The organism is Acinetobacter sp. CE-15 (assembly GCF_051059255.1).
Taxonomy (GTDB): domain Bacteria; phylum Pseudomonadota; class Gammaproteobacteria; order Pseudomonadales; family Moraxellaceae; genus Acinetobacter; species Acinetobacter guillouiae.
The window spans coordinates 1,334,875-1,357,493 of sequence record NZ_CP192737.1; the positions used below are offsets into that span (position 1 = coordinate 1,334,875).

Genomic DNA, 22,619 nt, shown 5'->3' on the forward strand with positions numbered 1-22,619 from the left:
GAAAAATACGCATCGTTGTAAACATAGAGGAATTGTCAACAGAGCCTATATGGATTTGACCTTAGCGACATTAAATTTATAGCGTTTTGTATATGAGTGCCAAAATAATTCTGTTAAAGTCGAGCCTTAAGGATAAATAGATTCGACCTAAGTTAAGATTAGGGATAATGGAGAAAATAATGAAAAAAATCTTTCCCTTATTAATGTTAGTAGCTGTCGGAAATTTCGCGCATGCTGATGTTAAAGATTATTTGCCAGATATGAAAGGGATTTTACCAGAGGCAAAGTTTAAGCCTGAAGATGCTTCTAAATGGAATATCGGTGCGGGTGTAACGCAACAGATGGTCCATGCGAATGGTGAATGGGTAAATCCTTATGGAATTGCGTATACTAAATTAGGTGTTTTTTATAATGGCGACCATGAATTTGCTGGTCAAGTCGGCTATAGAATTCCTGTAGTATTAAATGGTAAAGATAAAAATGGATTCTATCTTGGGGTCTATGGCGGAACACTTAAAAGTAAAAAAGTGGACGGAAGTGATGAAGTCCAATATGGTGGTGGTGCCGATTTATCTTATGTTTTATTGAATAAAGAGCGTATAAGTACATTTAGTGTGGGGATGGGTGCAGGCAGTGAACTTCATAATAAAAATGGAGATATGGTCCTGGAAACTCGTCCACAAATACAATTTGCTTATACCTTAAGTGTCGGGTTCTAAAGTTTTTATGATTTTATCCATATCCTTCGACCGCAAATAGAAATAAATACGAGAGTCATGCATGTTGGAATACGTTAATGGTTTGTGGCACGCTTTTACAGCTCGACCTGATCATCTTGCCATTTTAAGTATCATCCCAGTGACAGCCTTTGTAACGTGGGCACACGTTTGGATGGCACTGAAAATGGTATTTTATCCAATCACGTTTTGGGGATTTCATATTGGTCCCTTACCTGTGGGTTGGCAAGGGATTGTGCCACGCAAAGCTGGGCGAATTTCAGGCATCATCACAGACAATACATTATCCAAACTGGGTTCTTTGCGTGAATTTTTAGATGCAATGGATCCTGAAGATATGGCTCGGATTATCGGTGAACAAGTCGGTTTTGAGCTTGAGCATTTGATTGATGAGGTGATGTTAGATCGTAATGCTGTTTTGTGGGAAAATTTACCTTATTCGATTAAACGTCGAATTTATGGTCAAGCGCATAAACAATTGCCGGGTGTCTTAAGAGAACTCGTGACCGAACTAACCATGAACGTCGAGTCACTGGTCAATATGCGGGATATGGTCGTGACTCAAATGGAAGGCGATCGCCGTTTGATGGTCCGTATGTTTTTAAAAGTTGGGCAAAAAGAAATTAACTTTATTTGGCATATTAGTGCTGTAATCGGGAGTTTCTTTGGTATTTTCCAAATGTTTGTTTATGTCTTTGTACCTCAACATTGGACTGTACCTTTCTTTGCAGCCGTTTGGGGCTTTTTAACCAACTGGATTGCAATCTGGATGGTTTTCAACCCAGTAGAGCCACATTACGTACGCTATCCCCAATTTTTTGAACGGACAAAAGATCGAAAATTTCCATGGATTAAACCTGTTATTCCAAGAATTGGCACTTATAATGTTCAGGGTGCGTTTATGAAACGCCAAGAAGAAGTGTCAGATGTTTTTGCAAGTGTCGTGACTGAAGATTTGATTACGTTAAAATCAATCATGACTGAAATGATGTATGGTCCTAAGAAAGAAAAAACCCGTCGTATTGTAAAGCGTCATATTAACGAAATTATGGAAACTCCATTGGTTCGGACCTCTTTACAATTGTCTTTAGGACTAAAAGAGTATGCAAAACTCAAGACAGACTTGATTGATCGGTCAATTGAAATTACGATGGTGCCTGTTTGCGACCCTGCGTTTAATGCGAGCCGTGCACAGAAAATTTTTCAGATGTTTAAAGAGCGGATTAGAGAGTTAACCCCAAAAGAGTTTCAAAACCTGTTACGTCCTGCATTTCAGGAAGACGAATGGATTTTGATTGTACTCGGTGGTGTGACTGGATTTTTTGCTGGTCTAATACATTTATTTGTGGCTTTCTTATAAATTTGATGCCATTACGATGATAAGTTTTAATTTGTCATGGCAAACGGTATCATACATATTGTTTTAAATGAGGATGTTTTTTTATGCGCATTATATTACTCGGACCACCTGGAGCAGGTAAAGGTACACAAGCTCAGTTGATCTGTAAGCGCTACAATGTCCCACAAATTTCAACCGGTGATATGCTCCGTGCTGCAATTCGTGAAGGTACTGAATTAGGTCTTAAAGCTAAAAGTGTAATGGAATCAGGTGGTTTAGTATCTGATGAGCTTATTATCGGTTTAGTGAAAGAACGTATTGCACAACCTGATTGTGTAAATGGTTGTATTTTCGATGGTTTCCCACGTACGATTCCTCAAGCTGAGGCTTTAGAGAACGAAGGGATTAGCATTGACCATGTAATCGAAATTGAAGTACCAGACGAAGAAATCGTAAAACGTCTTTCTGGCCGTCGTCAGCACCCAGCATCTGGTCGTGTTTATCACACCATTTATAACCCACCGAAAGTGGAAGGTAAAGATGATGAAACTGGCGAAGATCTTGTGCAACGTCCAGATGACGAAGAAGCAACGATTCGTAAGCGTTTAGGCTCTTATCATAATGAAACTGAACAGCTTGTTGGTTTCTATCAAGGACGTGCAGCTTCTGGGGAAAATGCACCGACTTATAATAAATTGAACGGTTTACGTCCAATAGAAGATGTCCAAAAAGATTTATTTGCGATTTTAGATAAATAAGACCGCATTCAAAGCATTTTTTTAAGCTTTGACAATAACAGAGACCTGATTCATATTAGGTCTCTTTTTTTTGCAAGAGTGGCGTAGAGAGTGAAGTTTGTATTAATTGCCTTGGTCATTTTGAGTATATTGCTTCTTTTAGGCTTATTGTATATGAGCTTTAAATTGCTACGCAAAGCACAAAAAGAAGAGCTTCAGCAACGCCGTGAAATGAGAAAATCAGGCAATTACCAAGTGCATCCACAGGTGGCTGAAGAGTGGAAACGGCTTGAAAAGTTAAAGAAAGATTTGGAAAATAAAAAGTAAAATAAACAGGGAGATTCATGCAGAGGATAAATTAATCCTTATCTATCATCGCGCTTCATTCTTCCAAATTGATGAATTTAACTGATGAATTTGTATAATTGAGATGTGTAAACAATTAATTCTAAGTGTTTTGATTATCCATCTACATGCTAAATTCACAGCATTCATATTATAAGAAGACTGTCCAAATGAAATTGATTGCCATAGCAGCACATCGTAGCGAATATTTAGAGCCTATTCATTTTTCAAAGGGGACTTTGCTGAACATAGGCGAAAAGTATCAAGGCTCGGAGAATTGGGACAATTGGTATTTCTGCACAGTCGACAATGGATTAGAGGGGTGGGTTCCTACTCAAATCATTGAATGGATCAATAAGCATCAAGGCTATGCAATCGAAGATTACACCGCGAAAGAACTCAATGTAGATCATGGCGATCTATTGCTTGGAGAAGAACAACTAAATGGCTGGATTTGGTGTAGCAGATTATCTGATGATCAGTCTGGTTGGGTGCCCTTAGAGGTGTTAAGTCAGATTTGATTGAGAACTATTTTAAGATGCTAGCTGTTTCTTCAGAAAATAACTTCCTTAGAAAAATGACAAAGCATGATCTTAATTAAACGATGATTATGCTTTGCTAAAATCTCTTGTTTATTCGCTACTTTGTTTTGACTTCGCGTGCAGCGCCAAACTCATATTTATCAGGCCAATTACAAACATCTGACACAATACATTCATTGCATTTGGGTTTACGTGCAATACAGCAGTAGCGGCCATGTAAAATTAGCCAATGATGCGAGTCTATAATAAATTCTTTTGGAATCACTTTAATTAAACGATGTTCGACCTCAAGCACGTTTTTACCTACTGCCAGTCCAGTGCGATTGCCAAGACGGAAGATATGCGTATCTACAGCCATTGTAGGCTGACCAAAGGCGGTATTCAGTACAACATTGGCAGTCTTACGACCTACGCCGGGTAAGGCTTCTAAATCAGCACGATTGTCTGGAACTTGGCTATTGTGCTTCTCAATGAGAATCTTACAAGCTTTAATCACATTTTCAGCTTTGGCATTATATAAACCGATGGTTTTAATATATTGCTTTAAACCATCTACACCCAATGCATAAATCTGTTCAGGAGTATTGGCGACAGGGAATAACTTATCAGTGGCTTTGTTGACACTTACATCTGTGGCTTGAGCAGATAAGGTAACGGCGACAAGCAACTCAAATGGGTTTGAGTAATTGAGTTCTGTTTTAGGATTTGGGCGTTGCTCACGTAATCGTTCAAAGAAAATCTGAATCTGCTTTTTGGTCATATTCTTTACAGTCATGATGCATCCTCTTGCAAAACAGATAACTGTTGAATCAATTCATTTAATTGATGTTGCTTATTTTCATCTGCTCGAACACTCAATTGTTTTTCTAGTTTTTTAATTTGAGTGCGCAGCTTAGCCAATTCAATGGTGGTTTTCGCATCTGTAACAATTGGATTTTTTATTGTGGGTTGGTTGATTTCAATGGTAGGTAAAGCCTGACTTTGCTGTGTTATTTGTGCAAAGAGTTCAGTGTCAATTTCTGCACGAACCACAGGACCTTTACGATGGATGCGTTGCTTTTCTTCACGTTGAATATGTGCATAGTAACGACCACGTAAGTCATTTTGTTCTAAGAGACGTTGTTCGTCATTTGGAATTGGCTGAATGTCTTCAACTAAATCAATGCAATCTACTGGACAGGGAGCAATGCATAGTTCACAGCCAGTGCATAGATCTGTAAGTACGGTATGCATCAGTTTACCAGAACCAATAATGGCATCTACAGGGCAAGCACTGATGCATTTGGTACAACCAATACATTCATCTTCACGAATAATGGCTTTCATGCGTTGTGGACGACCATCGCTTTGAATTGGCCAGACACTTGGTTCAGCAATGAGTTTATTACGATTGAGTATATCCGCAAGCGCATCTGCAACAGGTTGCCCACCTGGCACACATTTATTGGCTTCTTCGCCTTTTTCTACAATAGATTTTGCATAAGGTAAACACCCATCACGGTGACCACAGAGTCCACATTGTGTTTGTGGCAAAATGGCATCTATTTGCTGAATGAAGGAAAGCGATGAATTCATGTGAATAAAACTTTAAAGAAAAATGAACAAATACTTGGTAAAAGCGAAGAATATTTTGCAATTTTAGCATGTTTTGTAGTGAAAATCTTTGCTCTAATTTGGCGCTAAAAATGCGCTAATTTAGATCAAAATATCGAATATTTTTTGGTTAAAAACGCCAACAAATTGACATTTTATTTGGGGGTGATTAGAAATTATCATATTGAATTTAAATATTATTTGAAAAAACATTTGAAAAAAGGTTGTGGATTATATACAAAAGGGATTAAATACTTTGCGCCAAAATTTATCATTTTATTAAAAGGGTTGACCTTTTTTGTATCATTTTCTGCTGAGGAATGAGCGTTGAAATATAATAGCCTGAATGACTTTTTAAATTACGTTAAAGCACGTGATCCAAATCAACCAGAGTTTTTACAAGCTGTGGAAGAAGTTATGACCAGTTTGTGGCCATTTATTGAGAAAAACCCAGAGTATGCTGAGCACGGTTTGCTTGAACGTCTTGTTGAGCCAGAACGAGCGATTCAATTCCGTGTTTCATGGGTAGATGACAAGGGTCAAACTCAAGTTAACCGTGCTTTTCGTGTTCAATATAATTCTGCTATTGGTCCATTTAAAGGCGGCATGCGGTTTCACCCATCTGTAAATCTCTCTATTTTAAAATTTTTAGGTTTTGAGCAGACGTTTAAAAATGCCTTGACCACACTGCCTATGGGCGGTGGTAAAGGTGGTTCTGATTTCGATCCGAAAGGCAAATCAGACGGCGAGATCATGCGTTTTTGCCAAGCATTAATCATCGAACTTTACCGTCACCTTGGTTCTAATACTGATATTCCAGCAGGGGATATTGGTGTGGGTGGTCGTGAAGTAGGTTACATGGCGGGTATGATGAAAAAGCTCAGTAATGACACTTCATGTGTATTTACGGGTAAAGGTTCATCATTCGGTGGTTCTTTGGCTCGCCCAGAAGCAACAGGTTTTGGTACAGTTTATTTTGCTGAAGAAATGCTAAAAACTCGTGGTGAAAGCTTCAAAGATAAAATTGTGGTGATTTCAGGTTCGGGCAATGTGGCGCAGTTTGCTGCAGAAAAAGCCATGTACTTAGGTGCGAAAGTGGTTTCATTGTCTGACTCAAACGGTACGGTACATGTAAAAAATGGCTTTACCAATGAGCTTCTTGCTGAAGTGATGGAACTTAAAAACGTAAAACGTGGACGTATTTCTGAGTTTGCATCAAAACATGGTTTTGAATATTTAGAAGGTCAACGCCCTTGGTCAATTCAGTGTGATATTGCATTGCCATGTGCAACTCAAAATGAATTAAATGAAGAAGATGCAGATGTACTGCTTGCCAATGGTGTAATCTGTGTTGCTGAAGGTGCCAATATGCCTTCAACACTAGAAGCTGTAGAAAAATTTGTAGAAGCAAAAATTCTTTATGCACCTGGTAAAGCGTCTAATGCAGGTGGTGTGGCCACTTCTGGTCTTGAAATGTCACAAAATTCGATTCGTTTGGGGTGGACATTTGAAGAAGTGGATGAGCGCCTACATGCAATTATGAAAGAAATTCATCGTAACTGTGTGAAATACGGTACTCAAGATGATGGCACAGTGAACTATGTAAATGGTGCAAATATTGCTGGTTTTGTTAAAGTTGCCGATGCAATGTTAGCGCAAGGCGTGTTCTAATCTCAGTTTGATTTTGAACTTAAAACCGATGCTTTTGCATCGGTTTTTTATTTGAGCGATTTAAAAAACAGCGACAAGCTTATTTGCTCGGAATGGTTTCAACAATTGAGTCGAGTTCATATTGGTATTGAGACTGATCAGCTGCAGGATTGGCAATTTCTGTGCGTTTGACCTTAATAATTTGAGTAGACTTTGAATTATGGGTAAAGCCGTCAATAGAGTCATAAAAATAACTCGCTTCTTTCTCAGTATAATTCTTTTGACCAGTTTCGCTCAATGTTAATTCACGGACTAAAAGACAGGTTTGTGGTGCAACACCAGTACAAGGTCGAGTTTCAGGACCGACCTCTAAAAAAATAATTTGTGGTTGAGTTGCTGTATTTGAAACTTGGGTCTCTATAGATGCAGGCGTTGGAACTTTTTGAGTTGTGGATTCTTGGCTACATGCCATGACGAGCAACGGTAAGAGTAGTGCAATGCTTAATTTGTGATTCATGATTTTACCTTTATCGATCTTGCTGTATTAAAAAATGAGCTTTGCTGCAATCACTATGGATTGTTAAGTTTCTATTATTGAGTGTATATATTCACTGCTTTTTTTAATTATTGTTCAATATTAGATGTTCTGCATCGATTAAAATAAAGATGCAAAGTTTAAGATAGAAATGTTTTGATAGTCTGATTGAAAAAGCATAAAACTGATTTAAATCTAGGTGTTTATAAATAGTTAAACAAAGAAAAGCTGAAGTTAAACTTCAGCTTTTCTATACAATTATTTTACAGTTTCACGTTCGATAATCATGTCTTGTACATAAGCGTATTTAGACTGATCAGCAGCAGGGTTTTTAATCTCATAACGTTTTACACGAACCACTTGGCGCTCAGCAGGGCTATGAGTAAAGCCTTCGATTTGGTCATAGAAATATGTCCAATCTTTATCTACTTGGGTTTTTACACCATTGTCAGCATATTTGATTTCGCGTACTTGTAAGCACTGCATTTTTCTTACACCAGCAGAACATTCTTTAGTTTCTGGGCTGATTTCTAAGAAAATTGTTTCACCTTGGCTTTGGTATTTAGTTTCAGGTGTCATCTTACCTGTAAATACAACTTTACCACCTGTCGCGTTTACCAAAGTCAGCGTTGGGCTTTCAGTGTTTGCTGTATCGAGTACAAATGCTGTTTTATTTGATTGGAACAATGCAGCAGCAAAACTTTCTTGTTTCATTAATTCAGGAGAACACATCATATTGGTTGATGCAATATTGCCTGTAACTAATAAACCGTTTTCAACTTTTGCACTGGTCATTAGTCGGTTACAGCCAGTCGCAACACTTAGACGTTGGTCTGCAAAATTAAGTACGATAGGTTGTTTGGTATCTGCTGGTTGATAAGACCATTGATAAGCATTTAATGTTTGCTCTGCATTACCTTGTTGTTGTAATACTTTCACAGCGGTATCACCCAATTTTTGAATATCGCCAGATTGGCAAGCCGCTAGGGCTAAAGGAAGTACAGCTAATGCTAAATATTTGAATTTCATATTCTATTCACGTTTTAAAAAACTATGCATAGGATAAACCATGAAACACTAAAAGATATGGATACAATTTATTAATTCGGTTTCAATATGTATCCATATAACTAAAAGTTAAACAATAATTAACAAATTGTTATCATTTCTGCTGAATTGTGATCAATCAGGTTATTTAGTCAAAACGATAAATATCCATACCTAGCGCACCCATTGAAAAACTACTGTGCACAATACTAAAGCGATGACCCGTACCCATTGCAAAGAAAAGAGGCGCAAAGTGCTCAAGTGTTGGGTGATTTTTCTGTAGATAAGGAATGCTATCCCATTCCAATACTGCATCATAATTACTATGGTTGAGTTTGCTCACCACATAATTTCTAAATGTAGATGCCCATTCAGGCACATTCTCATCTTTGCCGTTCCATGACAATTCTCTTAAATTGTGAGTGATACTGCCTGAACCAATCAATAAAATTTGTTTTTCACGGAGTGGGGCAAGTGCTTGACCAATTTGGTAGATTTGATCAGCATGCATATTCATCGGTAAAGAAATTTCAATGACTGGAATATCTGCCTCAGGATACATATGTAATAAAGGCATCCATACACCATGATCACGAGGTCGAGTACTATTTGCATGTGCAGGGAGGTGAGCTTCAGCCAAGAGATGTAGAATTTCTTCCGCCAATTCAGGATTTCCTGGTGCGGGATAGCGAATCTCATACAGCGCTTGAGGAAAACCACGAAAGTCATGCCATGTTTCAGGGCGTACACCTGTATTGACTTCTAAAGCCTCACTTTCCCAGTGGGCAGACATTACCACGATGGCTTGTGGTTTTGGCAAATTTAGACCAAGACGATGTAGTGCAGGACCGACTTGTTCGGGATCTAGCGCAAGCATGGGAGAGCCATGTGAAATGAATAAACCTGGGAGTGTTTGTAAGTTCATATCTTTGTGCCTAAATGATCATTAAATACAGCGTGAATTGCCCATTCTAGCTAAAATGCATGCTCTCAATAAGCCTTTTATTTCAACAGACTGTTTCAACAATACAACTTTTGCCCAATTATATGACTAGCCAGCACGATGATACGGATGATTATGGTTAATACTCATCGCACGATAAAGTTGTTCAATCAGCATAACCCGAACCAATGGATGGGGCAGAGTCAGTTTTGACAGTGACCAGTGCCAAGCAGCAGCTTTTCGCACAGCTTCAGAATGCCCATCTGGTCCGCCAATGGCCAGTGCAACATCATAACCTTCAAGCATCCAACCTTTCATGGTTTCAGCCAGCTTTTCAGTACTAAATTCACGTCCGCCTACTTCAAGTGCAATCAATACTTCATTGTGTTTCAGTTGGCTGAGAATACTATCGCCCTCAATTTGGCGATATTTTAAAATATCTGCTTCGGAATCATTTTTGCCACGCTTTGCCATCGGGAGTTCAATAATTTGCGTCTGTACAAAAGGTTGGATTCTTTTGAAGTAATCCTCAAAACCAGTTAATACCCAAGCAGGCATTTTTTGACCAATGGTCAGAATACGGATTTTCATATTAACAATTTCTAACGTGGTAATTACATCATTATAGCGTGATATTGGTTATTCTCAGGCGTACAACAAGAACTGAATGTCTAATTGCTGTTTTTTTAAATTATAGCTATACCAACACGCTTTTAAATTGGATTTATACATGCAAATAGCTTATCCAAATTTTTTAAATTTAAACTATCTTTTTATTATATTGCTCAGCTGTGGGCTTTCAACATGGAGTGTCGCTGCAGAACAATATGATCAGCAAGCTGAACCTGATCGTTTAAACAGTTATTTACAACAAGTGATTCACCCACAAGCGTTTCGAAATTATCAAAATATTCAAGAGCTCGATCGAGTTGCGGCATTTATTAAACAACAACTTGAACAGTTTGCGATTCCTTGTGAATACCAGCCTTATCAAGTCAAAGGCAAAACCTATCGAAATGTAATATGTCACTTACAAATGGGTCATGCCAAAAAAGTGATTGTTGGTGCACATTATGATGTTTATGGAAATTTCAAAGGTGCTGATGATAATGCTTCTGGTGTGGTGGGGTTAATAGAGATCGCACGAATTTTAGCAGCCAATAAAGCCAGTCTTAAACAGAATGTTGATTTCGTCTTTTATACATTGGAAGAACCTCCGTATTTCCGTACTGAACATATGGGGAGTTATATCCATGCACAATCCATTTTAAAACAAAAAGATCAAATTCAAGCGGTGTATATTTTGGAAATGATTGGATATTTTGACCATAAAAATGTTCAGGATTATCCATCGGGATTAGCTTTGTTTTATCCCAAACATGGAAATTTTATTGGCGCAGTGAGTAATTTCACTTCACGTGGTTTGGGCGAAAAATATTGTGATGCCATGAAAGCGTTAAAACGCCTTGATTGTCAAAGATTGATAGCGCCGTCATTTGTACACGGCGTGGATTTCTCAGATCATTTGAATTATTGGCGCTTCGATATCCCAGCTATTATGATCACAGATACGGCTTTTTTTAGAAATAAGCATTATCATACCCAAGAGGACACTGTTGAAAAACTCAATTTAAATAAGATGGCGGAAGTCATCAATGGTGTGGTGTATACAGTTTTACAAGACTGATATTTTTCAATCTGGTTATATCATTTGCTATTTTGATCAAAGGAGAGTTTATGCAATACGGTGCAATGCAATTGCTCTCGATGTGGATTAAGGATCGGAAAATACAGAATCAATCGGTACATACCTTAGATGCTTATTTTCGAGATGTATCCAACTTTATTGATTTTTGTTATGACAAGCAGATTGAGTTAAAACAAGTCGAAGCTGCTGATTTAAGAGAGTATGTAGCTTATCGGGTTGAAAAAGATCAGCTTTCGACCAGTAGTTTACAACGACATTTAACTTCAATTCGTCAGTTTATGAAGTGGGCCAAACAAGGTGGTTATTTAGAAATCAATGCCGCGGATGATTTTCAGATAAAGCGGCAAGCTCGACCATTACCAGGGATGATCGATATTGAAACGGTTAATCAAATCATGGATCAGCCTGAACCTGAAAAGCCAATCGAGAAGCAATTGTGGTTACGAGATAAGGCTATTCTCGAGTTGCTCTATTCCAGTGGCTTACGCTTGGCGGAAGTGCAAAGTTTAACCATACGAGATATTGATTTTACCCGTCATTTATTGCGTATCACGGGTAAAGGAAATAAGACTCGAATTGTACCTTTCGGCTCTAAAGCGAGAGAGAGTCTGATTGAATGGTTAAAAATCTATCGAATCTGGCAGGGGGAGTTTAGCCCTGAATCTTTGGTATTTATTACTCAACGCGGCACAAGTATTAGCCCACGTCAGATTGAAAATCGAGTCAAATACCAAGCACTACGTGCAGGGGTAAATGTTGATTTACACCCACATTTATTACGTCACTGCTTTGCCAGTCATATGTTATCCAATAGTGGCGATCTGCGTGCAGTGCAAGAAATGCTAGGACATAGCAATTTAACCACAACACAGATTTATACCCACGTCGATTTTGATCATCTGGCACAAGTTTATGATCAAGCGCATCCAAGAGCTACTGCATCGAAAATAAAAAATTGACCTTGAATATACGGCTTTATTAAGCGTTGATTTTTGTATTTTGTAGCGAATAGATCTGGTGAAAAGCACAGTTGGTTTTTTGATAAAATGCACAGTGCTTAAACACATTTAGCACAGAAAAAAGTCGAATAGATAATTGTTTTTAAAAATGCTCTCATGTATATCTAGGTTTGGTATTTATTCAATACATTTCTATTGATTCAATTTTGCAAAAAAATTAGGTCTTTCAATGATCCCTGAACTTGAACAAAAATATAAGCAACTGACTGACGCTCAAAAAGAAATTTTTAAGGGCTATGGCTTACGTCAAATTAAACATTTTGTAGAATTCAGCCTCCCCAAAATTGAGGCAACCTTACCGCAAGAAGGAAAAGTATTGGGTATCAATGCTGAGGGTAAAGTTCAAGCTGTAAATACCGCAACCAATCAGACCTATTTATGGATATCAGACCAACAATGGCAAGCGGCTCAAACAGTGTCTAATCATATTGACTTAAAAGAAGACTTTATTGAGATTTGGCAAGTGCTGGAGCTCAAAAATCAAGATTTGATTGATTTAAGCCATATTCATCGCGATTTTTTAGCAAGCATGGCGAAATAGTTCAATACTCAAATTGAAAATCTTGTTTTTGAATTCGATAGAGCTTCTCTTCATGTAGTGGATGGTGCTCATCAAAATCAGGATGTAGAAAGTCATGAGAAAAGCTCATTCCAATTTTTTTCATGACATTTTGCGAAGCAAGATTATGTTTAGCTGTAAATGCAACAATCTCTTGAAAATTCAGTTCTTCAAATGCAAATCTTAGACATGCTTGAGCCGCCTCAGTTGCATAGCCTTTATTCCAAAATTTTGGATCAAGCCGCCAGCCAATTTCTATACATGGTGAAAATTCAAATTTTGAGGGTTGTTGATGTAGTCCCACACACCCAATAAACTCTTGGGTTTCAATCAATTCAACGGCCCAAAGTCCCCAGCCTTTGATTTCGATTAAATATTTAATCTGATTTGCCAGTTCGTCACTTTGCTCACGATTTAAAATTTTGGGGAAAAATTGCATCACTTCAGGGTTTGCTGTGATTTTTGCAAATGCATCGTAATCAGAAGCTTGCCATTGTCGAAGTAAAAGACGATCTGTACATAATTCATAAATCATTTTTATTGAACATCCTGATCAAAGCACTGCTTAGATAGAAAAGAGCGATAATTTTTAACGTATCGCCTTAGTCATATTTGGCTCGATATGCAGATCTTTGTTTTACGATATAAAATTTTGCATCGCCCAAGATAACCCACATATTGACCAGCGTTACAGCTTTGGATTTTGTATACGGTAAAGTACATGTTCAGCCAAAGCATGGTTTTTGTCTAAAGCGGGATGCATAAAGTTTTCAACATAATCCATACCAAGTCGTTGCATCACTTTTTCCGAAGCTTGATTCAGTATAGATGTGAAAGAAACAACTTGTTCTAAAGCTAATTTTTCAAATGCAAATGCCAAACATTGCTGAGCTGCTTCTGTTGCATAGCCCTGATGCCAATATTGTTGTGCAAATCGCCAACCAATTTCAACACAAGGAGAGAAAGCATATCTTTCCGCTTGATTGGCTAGACCCACAAAACCGATAAATTGCTGATTTTCTTTTAACTCAACCACCCAAAATCCCCAACCATATTCGGAAATTGAGTCTTGAAATCGATGTGCCAAAAGGTCACTTTCGTTTTTTGACAAGGTCGCTGGAAAATACCGCATAACCTCTGGATCAGCATTTAAATCTGCAAAAGCTTCAAAATCACGAACTTGCCATTGTCTAAGCATAAGTCTGGGTGTTTCTAATTGAACGGGGGGATTGAATGTTTTCATATTCACCTAATCGTATTTTTTGAATTACAAATCTTCAAGAGGTAATTGAAAGCTTTGTTTAATAATTTGACTTGGGACATCCGTTTTTACACTGGTAATACCATTCTTTTTGGTCAAATGTGTCGACTGAAATTTACGATAGCTTTCTAAATCAGGGACCACCACTTTTAACATCGCATCACATTCACCCAGAATAATATAACACTCCATGACCTGAGGCAGTTCTTTCATCGCTTCAATAAAGGTATCAATGGTTTCAGCATCTTGCCCTAACAACCAGATTCTTGAGAATAGCATCAATTGAAAGCCAATTTTTTGTGGATCCACCACTGTTGTATAGTTTTGGATAACTTTGGCTTCTTCTAAGAGTCGAACTCGTCTTAGGCATGATGAGGGTGAGAGCCCAATCTCACGAGCAAGATCATTATTTTGGATTCGACCATTGGCTTGTAAAGCACGAATGATATTTTTATCAATACGGTCTAGCTTGATTAGAATAGTCTTAGATGAAATTTTCATAAATTAGAATTTAATTTGAAAAATAATCATCATTATAGAATATTTGAAATCCTATTTTAAGCATTTTAAAAGATACTGTTTTCTTCTCGCAGTCAAACTTCAGAAAGGGAAAAGAGATGTCTGTATTTGTACTTTTTGCCTTAACGGTACTTCCGTTAATTTTCACACCAGGACCAGATATGTTATTTATCCTGTCACAAGTGATAGGTAAAGATGCGAAAGCAGGCATGATGGCGACAATCGGTATCTGTTCTGGCTATCTGGTTCATTCGATTTTGGTTGCGCTTGGCATTGCCGCAATTATTGTTTCATTCCCAGTATTGTTTGAGACGATTCGATATTTGGGGATCGCCTATTTATTGTATTTAGCATTTCATTTGATTAAATCAGTATTTAGCCAAAAGACATTACGTATTGAGCAGAAAGCGGTTTCAAATCCTATTCGCAAAGGCTTTGTTACGGCATTGTTGAATCCAAAAGGCATGTTGATCTATTTTGCGATTTTGCCACAATTCATCGATAAATCAGGTAACACCGTGTTTCAAGGCTTAGCCTTGTCAGCAATTTTTATTGCTTTGATATTCTTGGTGTATTGTGGTTTGAGTCTTTTGATTGCTCAATTGACCAAAGAGCAGCACATCAATGAACGTAAGCAAAAATGGATTGATGGCGGTTCAGGAGCTTTGTTGACCATTGCAGCCGCATGGTTATTGGCAAATTAATCCAAGCAGAAACAAACGGGTGATTCTGAAAAGAAGCCCGTTTTTGCATATTTAGTATTTTGTTACAAGTTTAATGCCAAAAAGTTCACAAATTTAATCAATAAACATACTTAGAAAAATTGCTGAATCTGTCTAAAATGACAGAGCGTAACAGTATCGATGAAAGGCTAGTGTCATCCCTTTGATTGATTGATAATTTATCTTAATTCTTTTGATTATTTATACAGAATCAATACAAATAATGTTATTTATCAATATATAAATATTGTCGAAATAGTAGCCTTACGTGTCTAAGTTAAATTATTTAGAAAAAATGTGAACTGTACGTTCAAGCTTTTTTATGACTTTTTACAGTAGTTTTGCGAATTGTGACTTGACCGAAATGCCAATCACATTGCAAGATAGGACACCTAAATAATTTTAAATGAAGCGTTATTATAACTCTTCTTAACATTTACTTTTGCTAAAACAGCCGAGGATTACATGAAGGCTCTTGTTGCTGTAAAACGTGTGGTTGATGCCAACGTTAAAGTTCGCGTTAAACCGGACAATAGTGGGGTAGACCTTACTAACGTTAAAATGTCAATTAACCCATTCGATGAAATCGCAGTTGAAGAAGCGGTTCGCTTAAAAGAAAAAGGAACAGTTTCAGAAATCGTTGTTGTTTCTATTGGACCAAAAGAAGCGCAAGAACAAATTCGTTCTGCTATGGCGCTTGGTGCAGACCGCGGTATTTTAGTTGAGGCTGATGACAGTCAACTTGGCGCTTTAGAAGTTGCTAAAATCCTAAAAGCTGTTGTTGAACAAGAACAACCACAACTTGTGCTTTTAGGTAAGCAAGCAATTGATGATGACTCTAACCAAGTTGGTCAAATGTTGGGTGCTTTACTTGGCGCTGGTCAAGGTACATTTGCTTCTGTAGTAACTGTAAATGGCGATAAAGTTCAAGTAACTCGTGAAGTTGATGGTGGTTTACAAACTGTTGAGTTAAATACTCCAGCGATCATCACCACTGACTTACGTTTGAATGAGCCACGTTATGCTGCGCTTCCAAACATTATGAAAGCACGTAAAAAGCCACTTGATACGAAAACTCCTGCAGATTTCGGTGTTACAGCAACTTCTAAACTTAAAACAGTTAAAGTTGAACCACCTGCAGAGCGTAAAGCTGGTGTACAAGTGAAGTCTGTAGACGAGCTTGTTGAAAAACTTAAAAATGAAGCGAAAGTGATCTAATACAGAAGGATAAAATCATGAGTATTTTAGTTATCGCTGAGCACGACAATAAGACACTTAACGGTGCAACTTTAAACGTTGTTGCTGCGGCTCAAAAAATCGGTGGTGATATCACTGTATTGGTTGCAGGTTCTGGTGCTCAAGCAGTTGCAGATGCTGCTGCGAAAGTTGCTGGTGTAAGCAAAGTTTTGCTTGCTGATGATGCAGCTTATGCAAACCAATTGGCTGAAAATGTAGCGAAACTTGTTGCTGAATTGGGTAAAGGTTATTCACATATCCTTGCTGCTTCAACAACAACAGGTAAGAACATCTTGCCACGCGCTGCTGCACTTTTAGACTCAAGCATGATTACTGACATCATTGCTGTTGAAGGTCCTAAAACTTTCAAACGTCCAATTTATGCAGGTAATGCCATTGCTACAGTTCAATCTGACGAAGCAATTGTTCTTGCAACTGTACGTGGTACAGCTTTTGATCCTGTTGCTGCTGAAGGCGGTTCTGCTGCAGTTGAATCAGCGGCTTCTACAGGTGATGCAGGTATTTCTAAGTTCATTTCTGAAGAAATTGTGAAATCAGAACGTCCTGAATTAACTGCTGCGCGTATCGTTGTATCGGGTGGTCGTGGTGTTGGTTCTGGTGAGAACTATCATAAAGTACTTGATCCACTTGCTGACAAGCTTAGTGCTGCTCAAGGTGCTTCACGTGCTGCGGTTGATGCTGGCTTCGTTCCTAACGATATGCAAGTTGGTCAAACTGGTAAAATCGTTGCGCCTGATCTCTACATCGCTGTAGGTATTTCTGGTGCGATCCAGCATTTGGCAGGTATGAAAGATTCTAAAGTGATTGTTGCAATCAACAAAGATGAAGAAGCACCAATCAATGCTGTAGCTGACTACTGGTTAGTTGGTGATTTGAATACTGTTGTTCCAGAATTAGTTTCTAAACTTTAATTCTCGAATTAAGTTTCAAAAAAACGCGCTTAGGATTTCTTAAGTGCGTTTTTTTATTTTAGAAATTTATTGAATAAATAGATGGATGGTGTGCACGGATAAATAAAGTCGTGATGGTGGGTTATTCTCTATTCGAATAAAGAAACTCTGAGTAGCTTCTCTCATCAGTCCTTTTTATAGTCTAAATCAACTTAAAAGTTCCTTTATTGTCATTTTTTCTCATAGGGATAAGGAACCTTGCAAAATTCATATGATTCGCGCTACACGATCTTTTTTTGATTTATAAAAGTGGTTTTAAACATAAGCTGTCATAAAATAAAAATAGTGATCAAAAATGCTATTTTCATTTTTTCTGATCTTAATTTTTATGTTTAAGATGCTGTATCTTGAGTGATTATTTTATCAATAAGTAATTGATGTAACGAGATCAATGCTTTGGCGAAAAGAACAAAAGAGAATCAGTGGATAAATACCTTGAAGTCCAATTTTAAACCCGATAAGATCAAAGCATAAACACAATTAAATTTTCCATCGTATACTGGCGACATACAGAAAATTCCAGTGTAAATCAGCTGTTACAGGCACAACATTATATTTAATCTTGTAGTATCTCTTGACCATTCTTTTAATTCTATATTTGTTGGCGCGTTAGACTGGCTGATTCTGTCGTTTTAAATCCTTGCGCTTTTCCATTATTGCTCAATTCCTTATCATCTCACCTAGAATAGCTATAAATATGAAGTGTCCTAAATGTTACGCTGAGAATATCAATGAAGCCATGAAATGTGGTATTTGTGGTACTCGTTTAAAACAGGTTAAACAGACCAACAATTTAACAGGCAATAGCAATGTTGAATTTTCTGTACGTCGTGAAAATAAGCAAGAGCAGTCAAATCCCACGCATAATATAAAACCTCGTCAGACTCCGCCGAACAATGAAACCGAGAGCAATCAGCATGCTTCTGTAGGAGATAAGGCGAGTGCGTTACTTGAATCATGGCAGCAGAGAGTCGCAAATACACAAAGAGAGTCGCAAAATCAGCCTAAAAAGAAAAATTTTAAAATTGTCTGGATACTTTTAGCTGTATTTATGTTTGGTCCCGCAGTGCTTGGGGTTATTTCAAGTGTGGTTATTCCTATCGTAATGTCTGTTATTGGGTCATCCAATCAAGATGAGGCCGCGACCACAGATGAAGCATTACCCGCAAGCGAAGAGGTGGTGTCTAATGAATACCAAGCACGTTATTTTGATATGCAAGCTTATCAAGCGCGTTTGGCACAGTATTATGATGCCAAGCATCGTTTTGCGACGAGCCTAAAAGATATTGAAAAGTTTGAACAGACCCAGTTTAGTGATTTTATTTTTGATCAAATTGAAATTACACAGCAAGGGATTTTAGTGGGTAAATTCACTGATGCGCCTGCAAGCCGAATATATATGGTTCCACAGCTTGAAAATAATCAAATTCGTGATTGGCAGTGTTATCGCGTAGCAATCAGTGATGATTTGCTGCAACACTGTGAATTGCTTCAGTCAGATCCATATAAATTATAGAAATTTACAACACTCTATATTTGGAAGTGTTTAGATTTTTTTGATCAGTGGGGTGGACTTAATATCACTTTCTCATATTTTTTGCCATATCGGATTTTATATGGCAATTTTCATGTTTGAGTTGTTTTAATCGATCCGATACAAACCTGTTTGATGTGATTGATTTTTTACTGATAAACATCGCAAAAAAAGTGAATGAAGCACACCATTGACTATGATTGGATAGATAAAAATAGGTCAGGTTTTGAGATAAAAATACCCAATCATTTATAAATTTAGCGATGCTTAATTGAGCGCCCAATCAGGCGATTTTTTATTGTCAATAAATCGTTAAAATTGTTTAAAAATACTACAAAAAATCATGATTATAGTGTGGTCGGATAGGCACAAAATCGCTTGGTTTTATGCTATACTGTGCGACTGAATTTTAGATTTTGGCTCAACGCTTTTTGAGCTAAATTTTGACTAGCTAGATTATATAAATGAGCAGTTGCTGCTTGCACTGTTTGTAATAAGGAGTATGCATGAGCGTATCGGAAATTAGACCGATTGCCATTGAGGATGAACTAAAAAGCTCATATCTCGATTATGCCATGAGTGTTATTGTATCTCGTGCATTACCAGACGTGAGAGATGGTTTAAAACCTGTTCATCGTCGTGTGCTGTTCGCTATGCACGAGTTAGGCAACGACTATAACAAAGCCTATAAAAAATCTGCACGTGTTGTTGGTGACGTAATCGGTAAATATCACCCACATGGTGATTCAGCTGTTTATGAAACAATTGTTCGTATGGCTCAAGATTTTAGCCTACGTTATCAATTGGTTGATGGTCAGGGTAACTTTGGTTCTGTCGATGGTGACAGCGCAGCAGCAATGCGTTATACCGAAGTCCGTATGCGTAAGCTCACCCATGAAATGTTGGCTGACTTAGAAAAAGATACAGTCGAGTGGGAAGATAACTACGATGGCTCTGAGCGTATTCCTCAGGTTATGCCAACACGTATTCCTAACTTATTGATCAATGGTGTGACAGGTATTGCTGTCGGTATGGCGACCAACATGGCGCCACACAACATGACAGAAGTAGTTAATGCATGTTTGGCTTATGCAAATAATCCGAACATCTCAATTGAAGGATTGATGGAATATATTTCTGGTCCAGATTTCCCTACAGGCGGCATTATCTATGGTAAATCAGGAATTGTAGATGCTTACCGTACAGGTAAAGGTCGTTTACATATTCGTGGTAAATACCATTTTGAAGAAGACCAAAAAACTGGTCGTACGACGATTGTTTTCACTGAAATTCCTTATCAGGTCAATAAAGCAAGAACCATTGAACGTATTGCTGAATTGGTCAAAGAGAAAAAACTTGAAGGTATTTCAGAACTTCGAGACGAATCTGATAAAGATGGGATGCGTATTGCAATTGACTTAAAGCGTGGCGAAAACGCTGAAGTTATTGTCAATAACTTATTTTTAAATACTCAACTTGAAAATTCATTCAGTATCAACATGGTTTGCCTAGACAATGGTCAACCTAAACTGATGAATTTAAAAGACATCATTGCGGCATTTATTCGTCACCGTCAAGAAGTGGTGACACGCCGTACCATGTTTGAATTACGTAAAGCGCGTGAGCGTGGTCATATCTTAGAAGGTTTGACTGTTGCTTTAGCCAATATTGATGAAATCATCGAAACCATTAAGACTTCTGCGAATCCAGCTGAAGCACGTGAGCGTTTACTTGCTGGCGAATGGGCGGGTGGAAATGTTGTTGCATTGCTAGAAAAAGCGGGTGCAATTTCAGTTCGTCCAGATGAGATTGAAGGTGAAGATCCAAGTCGTCCATTTGGTTTGGATGGTCAGCTTTATCGTTTATCTCCAGCTCAGGTTGGTGCAATTTTAGAATTACGTTTACATCGTTTAACCGGTCTTGAACAAGATAAGTTACAAGCTGAATATTCTGAAATTTTAGCTCAAATTGCTGAACTTACAGCAATTTTAAATGACTTCAATCTTTTGATGAATGTGATTCGTGAAGAGCTTGCATTGGTTCTTCAACAATATGGCGATGCACGTAAAACGGACATTGTTGAATCACGTATTGATTTCTCTCGTGAAGATTTGATTCCAGAAGAGCAAGTTGTTTTAACTGTTTCAAAAACAGGTTATGCAAAAACTCAACCATTGTCTGATTATGCTGCACAGCGCCGTGGTGGACGTGGTAAATCTGCAACTTCGATGAAAGAAGATGATTATATTCAACATTTAATCGTGACATCGAACCATGCAACTGTATTGTGCTTTACCAATGTAGGTAAAGTTTATCGCTTAAGAGTATTTGAAGTACCTCAAGCGTCACGCGGTGCAAAAGGCCGCCCAATGGTGAACTTATTACCACTGGATGCAGAAGAGACCATTACAGCGATTCTTCCTGTAATTGATGCTCCGAAGAAATTTACTGAGCGTTTAACTGAGTTTAGAACTTTTGTCCGTGCCAACGTTGCTCAACTGCGTGAAAACACAATTATCGACTCACATTACGAAGCACTAAAAGCTGCGTTTGCAGAGCTTGGTGAAAATCCAGATGACTTATCAGATGCTTTACGTAAGCAACTCAAAGAAATTGGTATTGAGCTTTCTGCTTCTGATCTTGATGATGAATTAATTGCTGAATTTGCTGAACGTGTAGAAAGTGTACGTAAAAACTTCTATGTATTTATGGCAACAGCATCAGGTACAGTAAAACGTGTTGAATTAGAGCAGTTTGGTAATGTTCGTTCAAATGGTTTACGTGCCATTGAGTTGAAAGAAGAAGATACTTTAATTGGTGTTGCAATTACTGATGGTGAACAGCAAATCATGTTGTTCTCAAATGAAGGTAAAGCAATTCGTTTCTCTGAAACTGATGCTCGTGTGATGGGTCGTACTGCGAAAGGTGTTCGTGGTATGCGTGTGGCATTGGCTGCGGCACAAACAGAAGAAGATGTTGAAGTTGATGTAGATTCAGATGATGAAGATACTGCAGATTCAAATACCAATGTGGTTAGCCGAATCGTTTCGTTAGTTGTTGTACCAGAAACTGGCGAAGTGTTATGTGCTTCTGCAAATGGTTATGGTAAACGTACACCAGTAGATGACTTCCCAACTAAAAAACGTGGTGGTAAAGGTGTTATTGCCATTAAAACATCTGAACGTAATGGTGAGTTAGTGGGCGCTGTTGCCATCGATGAATCTAAAGAATTGATGTTGATTTCTGATGGTGGAACACTGGTTCGTACCCGTGCTTCTGAAGTAGCGCGAACTGGTCGTAATGCCCAAGGTGTCCGTTTGATCCGCTTAGGTAATGAAGAAGTCTTGGTTGGTGTGGTTGCAGTTGAAGCTGTCGAAGCTGATGATGAGATTATCGATCAGTTAGACGCGATCGAAGGCGAGACTGCTTTAGATTCAGAGAATTTAATTGATTCTGAAAAATTAGTTGATGATGAAACTGTTATGGATGAAGGTGAAACTGAGTCTGATAGTACTGAATCTGACGAGTAATTTTTAGAGAAATAAGAAGAGCGCTTAGGCGCTCTTTTTTTTGTATTCTGATCAAGCTTATAAAATCTAAAGTTCTGATTAAATCTTATCAA

The 22,619-nt window shown here is 37.9% G+C and carries 23 protein-coding genes; 14 read left to right on the forward strand and 9 right to left on the reverse strand.

Annotation, left to right across the window (positions count from 1 at the left end):
* The first annotated feature begins 179 nt into the window (after positions 1 to 179).
* The 5 genes from ACQ7EO_RS06170 to ACQ7EO_RS06190 all read left to right on the forward strand — a co-directional run bounded on the left by ACQ7EO_RS06170 (position 180) and on the right by ACQ7EO_RS06190 (position 3,679).
* Positions 180 to 719: a hypothetical protein gene (locus ACQ7EO_RS06170; RefSeq protein ID WP_004823189.1), complete on the forward strand. Its 540-nt coding sequence runs from the start codon at positions 180 to 182 to the stop codon at positions 717 to 719.
* 61 nt (positions 720 to 780) lie between these two features.
* Positions 781 to 2,097 (forward strand): hypothetical protein, encoded by a 1,317-nt coding sequence (locus ACQ7EO_RS06175; RefSeq protein ID WP_004717262.1) that lies wholly within the window; start codon positions 781 to 783, stop codon positions 2,095 to 2,097.
* A gap of 83 nt (positions 2,098 to 2,180) precedes the next feature.
* A complete protein-coding gene (adk, locus tag ACQ7EO_RS06180; protein WP_004717260.1) occupies positions 2,181 to 2,834 on the forward strand; it encodes an adenylate kinase in 654 nt (217 codons plus the stop codon).
* 90 nt (positions 2,835 to 2,924) lie between these two features.
* Positions 2,925 to 3,140, forward strand: a complete 216-nt coding sequence (locus tag ACQ7EO_RS06185; RefSeq protein WP_004823188.1) for a hypothetical protein — start codon at positions 2,925 to 2,927, stop codon at positions 3,138 to 3,140.
* A gap of 188 nt (positions 3,141 to 3,328) precedes the next feature.
* A complete protein-coding gene (locus ACQ7EO_RS06190; RefSeq protein ID WP_434279151.1) occupies positions 3,329 to 3,679 on the forward strand; it encodes an SH3 domain-containing protein in 351 nt (116 codons plus the stop codon).
* Between the two features lie 118 nt (positions 3,680 to 3,797).
* On the opposite strand, the gene nth is transcribed toward ACQ7EO_RS06190, so the two are convergent.
* A complete protein-coding gene (gene nth, locus ACQ7EO_RS06195) occupies positions 3,798 to 4,475 on the reverse strand; it encodes an endonuclease III (RefSeq protein ID WP_034612511.1) in 678 nt (225 codons plus the stop codon).
* On the reverse strand, positions 4,472 to 5,275 hold the full coding sequence (locus ACQ7EO_RS06200; protein WP_004823183.1) for an RnfABCDGE type electron transport complex subunit B: 804 nt from the start codon (positions 5,273 to 5,275) through the stop codon (positions 4,472 to 4,474). Before ACQ7EO_RS06200 ends, nth begins: the two co-directional genes overlap by 4 nt.
* A 345-nt stretch (positions 5,276 to 5,620) precedes the next feature.
* Between ACQ7EO_RS06200 and gdhA the strand changes: the two genes are divergently transcribed.
* Positions 5,621 to 6,964 (forward strand): NADP-specific glutamate dehydrogenase, encoded by a 1,344-nt coding sequence (gene gdhA / locus ACQ7EO_RS06205; RefSeq protein WP_434279152.1) that lies wholly within the window; start codon positions 5,621 to 5,623, stop codon positions 6,962 to 6,964.
* 79 nt (positions 6,965 to 7,043) lie between these two features.
* On the opposite strand, the gene ACQ7EO_RS06210 is transcribed toward gdhA, so the two are convergent.
* The 4 genes from ACQ7EO_RS06210 to rlmH all read right to left on the reverse strand — a co-directional run bounded on the left by ACQ7EO_RS06210 (position 7,044) and on the right by rlmH (position 10,059).
* Positions 7,044 to 7,460: a DUF4377 domain-containing protein gene (locus ACQ7EO_RS06210; RefSeq protein WP_262086604.1), complete on the reverse strand. Its 417-nt coding sequence runs from the start codon at positions 7,458 to 7,460 to the stop codon at positions 7,044 to 7,046.
* A 276-nt stretch (positions 7,461 to 7,736) separates the two neighbouring features.
* Positions 7,737 to 8,507, reverse strand: a complete 771-nt coding sequence (locus ACQ7EO_RS06215) for an META and DUF4377 domain-containing protein (protein WP_004717248.1) — start codon at positions 8,505 to 8,507, stop codon at positions 7,737 to 7,739.
* A gap of 166 nt (positions 8,508 to 8,673) precedes the next feature.
* A complete protein-coding gene (locus ACQ7EO_RS06220; RefSeq protein ID WP_004717246.1) occupies positions 8,674 to 9,450 on the reverse strand; it encodes a dioxygenase family protein in 777 nt (258 codons plus the stop codon).
* A gap of 126 nt (positions 9,451 to 9,576) precedes the next feature.
* Complete coding sequence (gene rlmH / locus ACQ7EO_RS06225; protein ID WP_004717243.1) at positions 9,577 to 10,059, reverse strand: 23S rRNA (pseudouridine(1915)-N(3))-methyltransferase RlmH; 483 nt, start codon at positions 10,057 to 10,059, stop codon at positions 9,577 to 9,579.
* A gap of 139 nt (positions 10,060 to 10,198) precedes the next feature.
* On the opposite strand from rlmH, the gene ACQ7EO_RS06230 reads away from it, so the two are divergent.
* The 3 genes from ACQ7EO_RS06230 to ACQ7EO_RS06240 all read left to right on the forward strand — a co-directional run bounded on the left by ACQ7EO_RS06230 (position 10,199) and on the right by ACQ7EO_RS06240 (position 12,736).
* A complete protein-coding gene (locus ACQ7EO_RS06230; protein ID WP_270384872.1) occupies positions 10,199 to 11,155 on the forward strand; it encodes a M28 family peptidase in 957 nt (318 codons plus the stop codon).
* Positions 11,156 to 11,235: 80 nt separating this feature from the next.
* Entirely contained in the window at positions 11,236 to 12,135 is a 900-nt protein-coding gene (locus tag ACQ7EO_RS06235; RefSeq protein WP_419286555.1) for a tyrosine recombinase XerC, read from the forward strand.
* 229 nt (positions 12,136 to 12,364) lie between these two features.
* The gene (locus tag ACQ7EO_RS06240; RefSeq protein WP_004717237.1) at positions 12,365 to 12,736 is read left to right on the forward strand and encodes a hypothetical protein; all 372 of its coding nucleotides are present in this window, start codon (positions 12,365 to 12,367) and stop codon (positions 12,734 to 12,736) included.
* 1 nt (position 12,737) lies between these two features.
* Here ACQ7EO_RS06240 and ACQ7EO_RS06245 read toward each other — a convergent pair whose 3' ends face one another.
* The 3 genes from ACQ7EO_RS06245 to ACQ7EO_RS06255 all read right to left on the reverse strand — a co-directional run bounded on the left by ACQ7EO_RS06245 (position 12,738) and on the right by ACQ7EO_RS06255 (position 14,516).
* Positions 12,738 to 13,289, reverse strand: a complete 552-nt coding sequence (locus ACQ7EO_RS06245; protein ID WP_096734789.1) for a GNAT family N-acetyltransferase — start codon at positions 13,287 to 13,289, stop codon at positions 12,738 to 12,740.
* 153 nt (positions 13,290 to 13,442) lie between these two features.
* The gene (locus ACQ7EO_RS06250; RefSeq protein WP_434279153.1) at positions 13,443 to 13,997 is read right to left on the reverse strand and encodes a GNAT family N-acetyltransferase; all 555 of its coding nucleotides are present in this window, start codon (positions 13,995 to 13,997) and stop codon (positions 13,443 to 13,445) included.
* A gap of 24 nt (positions 13,998 to 14,021) precedes the next feature.
* Positions 14,022 to 14,516 carry an Lrp/AsnC family transcriptional regulator gene (locus ACQ7EO_RS06255; RefSeq protein WP_004717233.1) on the reverse strand — a complete coding sequence of 165 codons (495 nt, stop codon included), beginning with the start codon at positions 14,514 to 14,516 and terminating at the stop codon, positions 14,022 to 14,024.
* A gap of 116 nt (positions 14,517 to 14,632) precedes the next feature.
* On the opposite strand from ACQ7EO_RS06255, the gene ACQ7EO_RS06260 reads away from it, so the two are divergent.
* From ACQ7EO_RS06260 to gyrA, 5 genes are all read left to right on the forward strand, one after another.
* Positions 14,633 to 15,238, forward strand: a complete 606-nt coding sequence (locus tag ACQ7EO_RS06260) for a LysE family translocator (RefSeq protein WP_034612532.1) — start codon at positions 14,633 to 14,635, stop codon at positions 15,236 to 15,238.
* A 483-nt stretch (positions 15,239 to 15,721) separates the two neighbouring features.
* A complete protein-coding gene (locus ACQ7EO_RS06265; protein WP_004823176.1) occupies positions 15,722 to 16,474 on the forward strand; it encodes an electron transfer flavoprotein subunit beta/FixA family protein in 753 nt (250 codons plus the stop codon).
* A 17-nt stretch (positions 16,475 to 16,491) separates the two neighbouring features.
* Positions 16,492 to 17,424 carry an FAD-binding protein gene (locus ACQ7EO_RS06270; protein ID WP_004717227.1) on the forward strand — a complete coding sequence of 311 codons (933 nt, stop codon included), beginning with the start codon at positions 16,492 to 16,494 and terminating at the stop codon, positions 17,422 to 17,424.
* A 736-nt stretch (positions 17,425 to 18,160) separates the two neighbouring features.
* Entirely contained in the window at positions 18,161 to 18,979 is an 819-nt protein-coding gene (locus ACQ7EO_RS06275; RefSeq protein WP_227504219.1) for a zinc ribbon domain-containing protein, read from the forward strand.
* A 524-nt stretch (positions 18,980 to 19,503) separates the two neighbouring features.
* A complete protein-coding gene (gene gyrA / locus ACQ7EO_RS06280; RefSeq protein WP_034612537.1) occupies positions 19,504 to 22,527 on the forward strand; it encodes a DNA gyrase subunit A in 3,024 nt (1,007 codons plus the stop codon).
* The last annotated feature ends 92 nt before the right edge of the window (positions 22,528 to 22,619 follow it).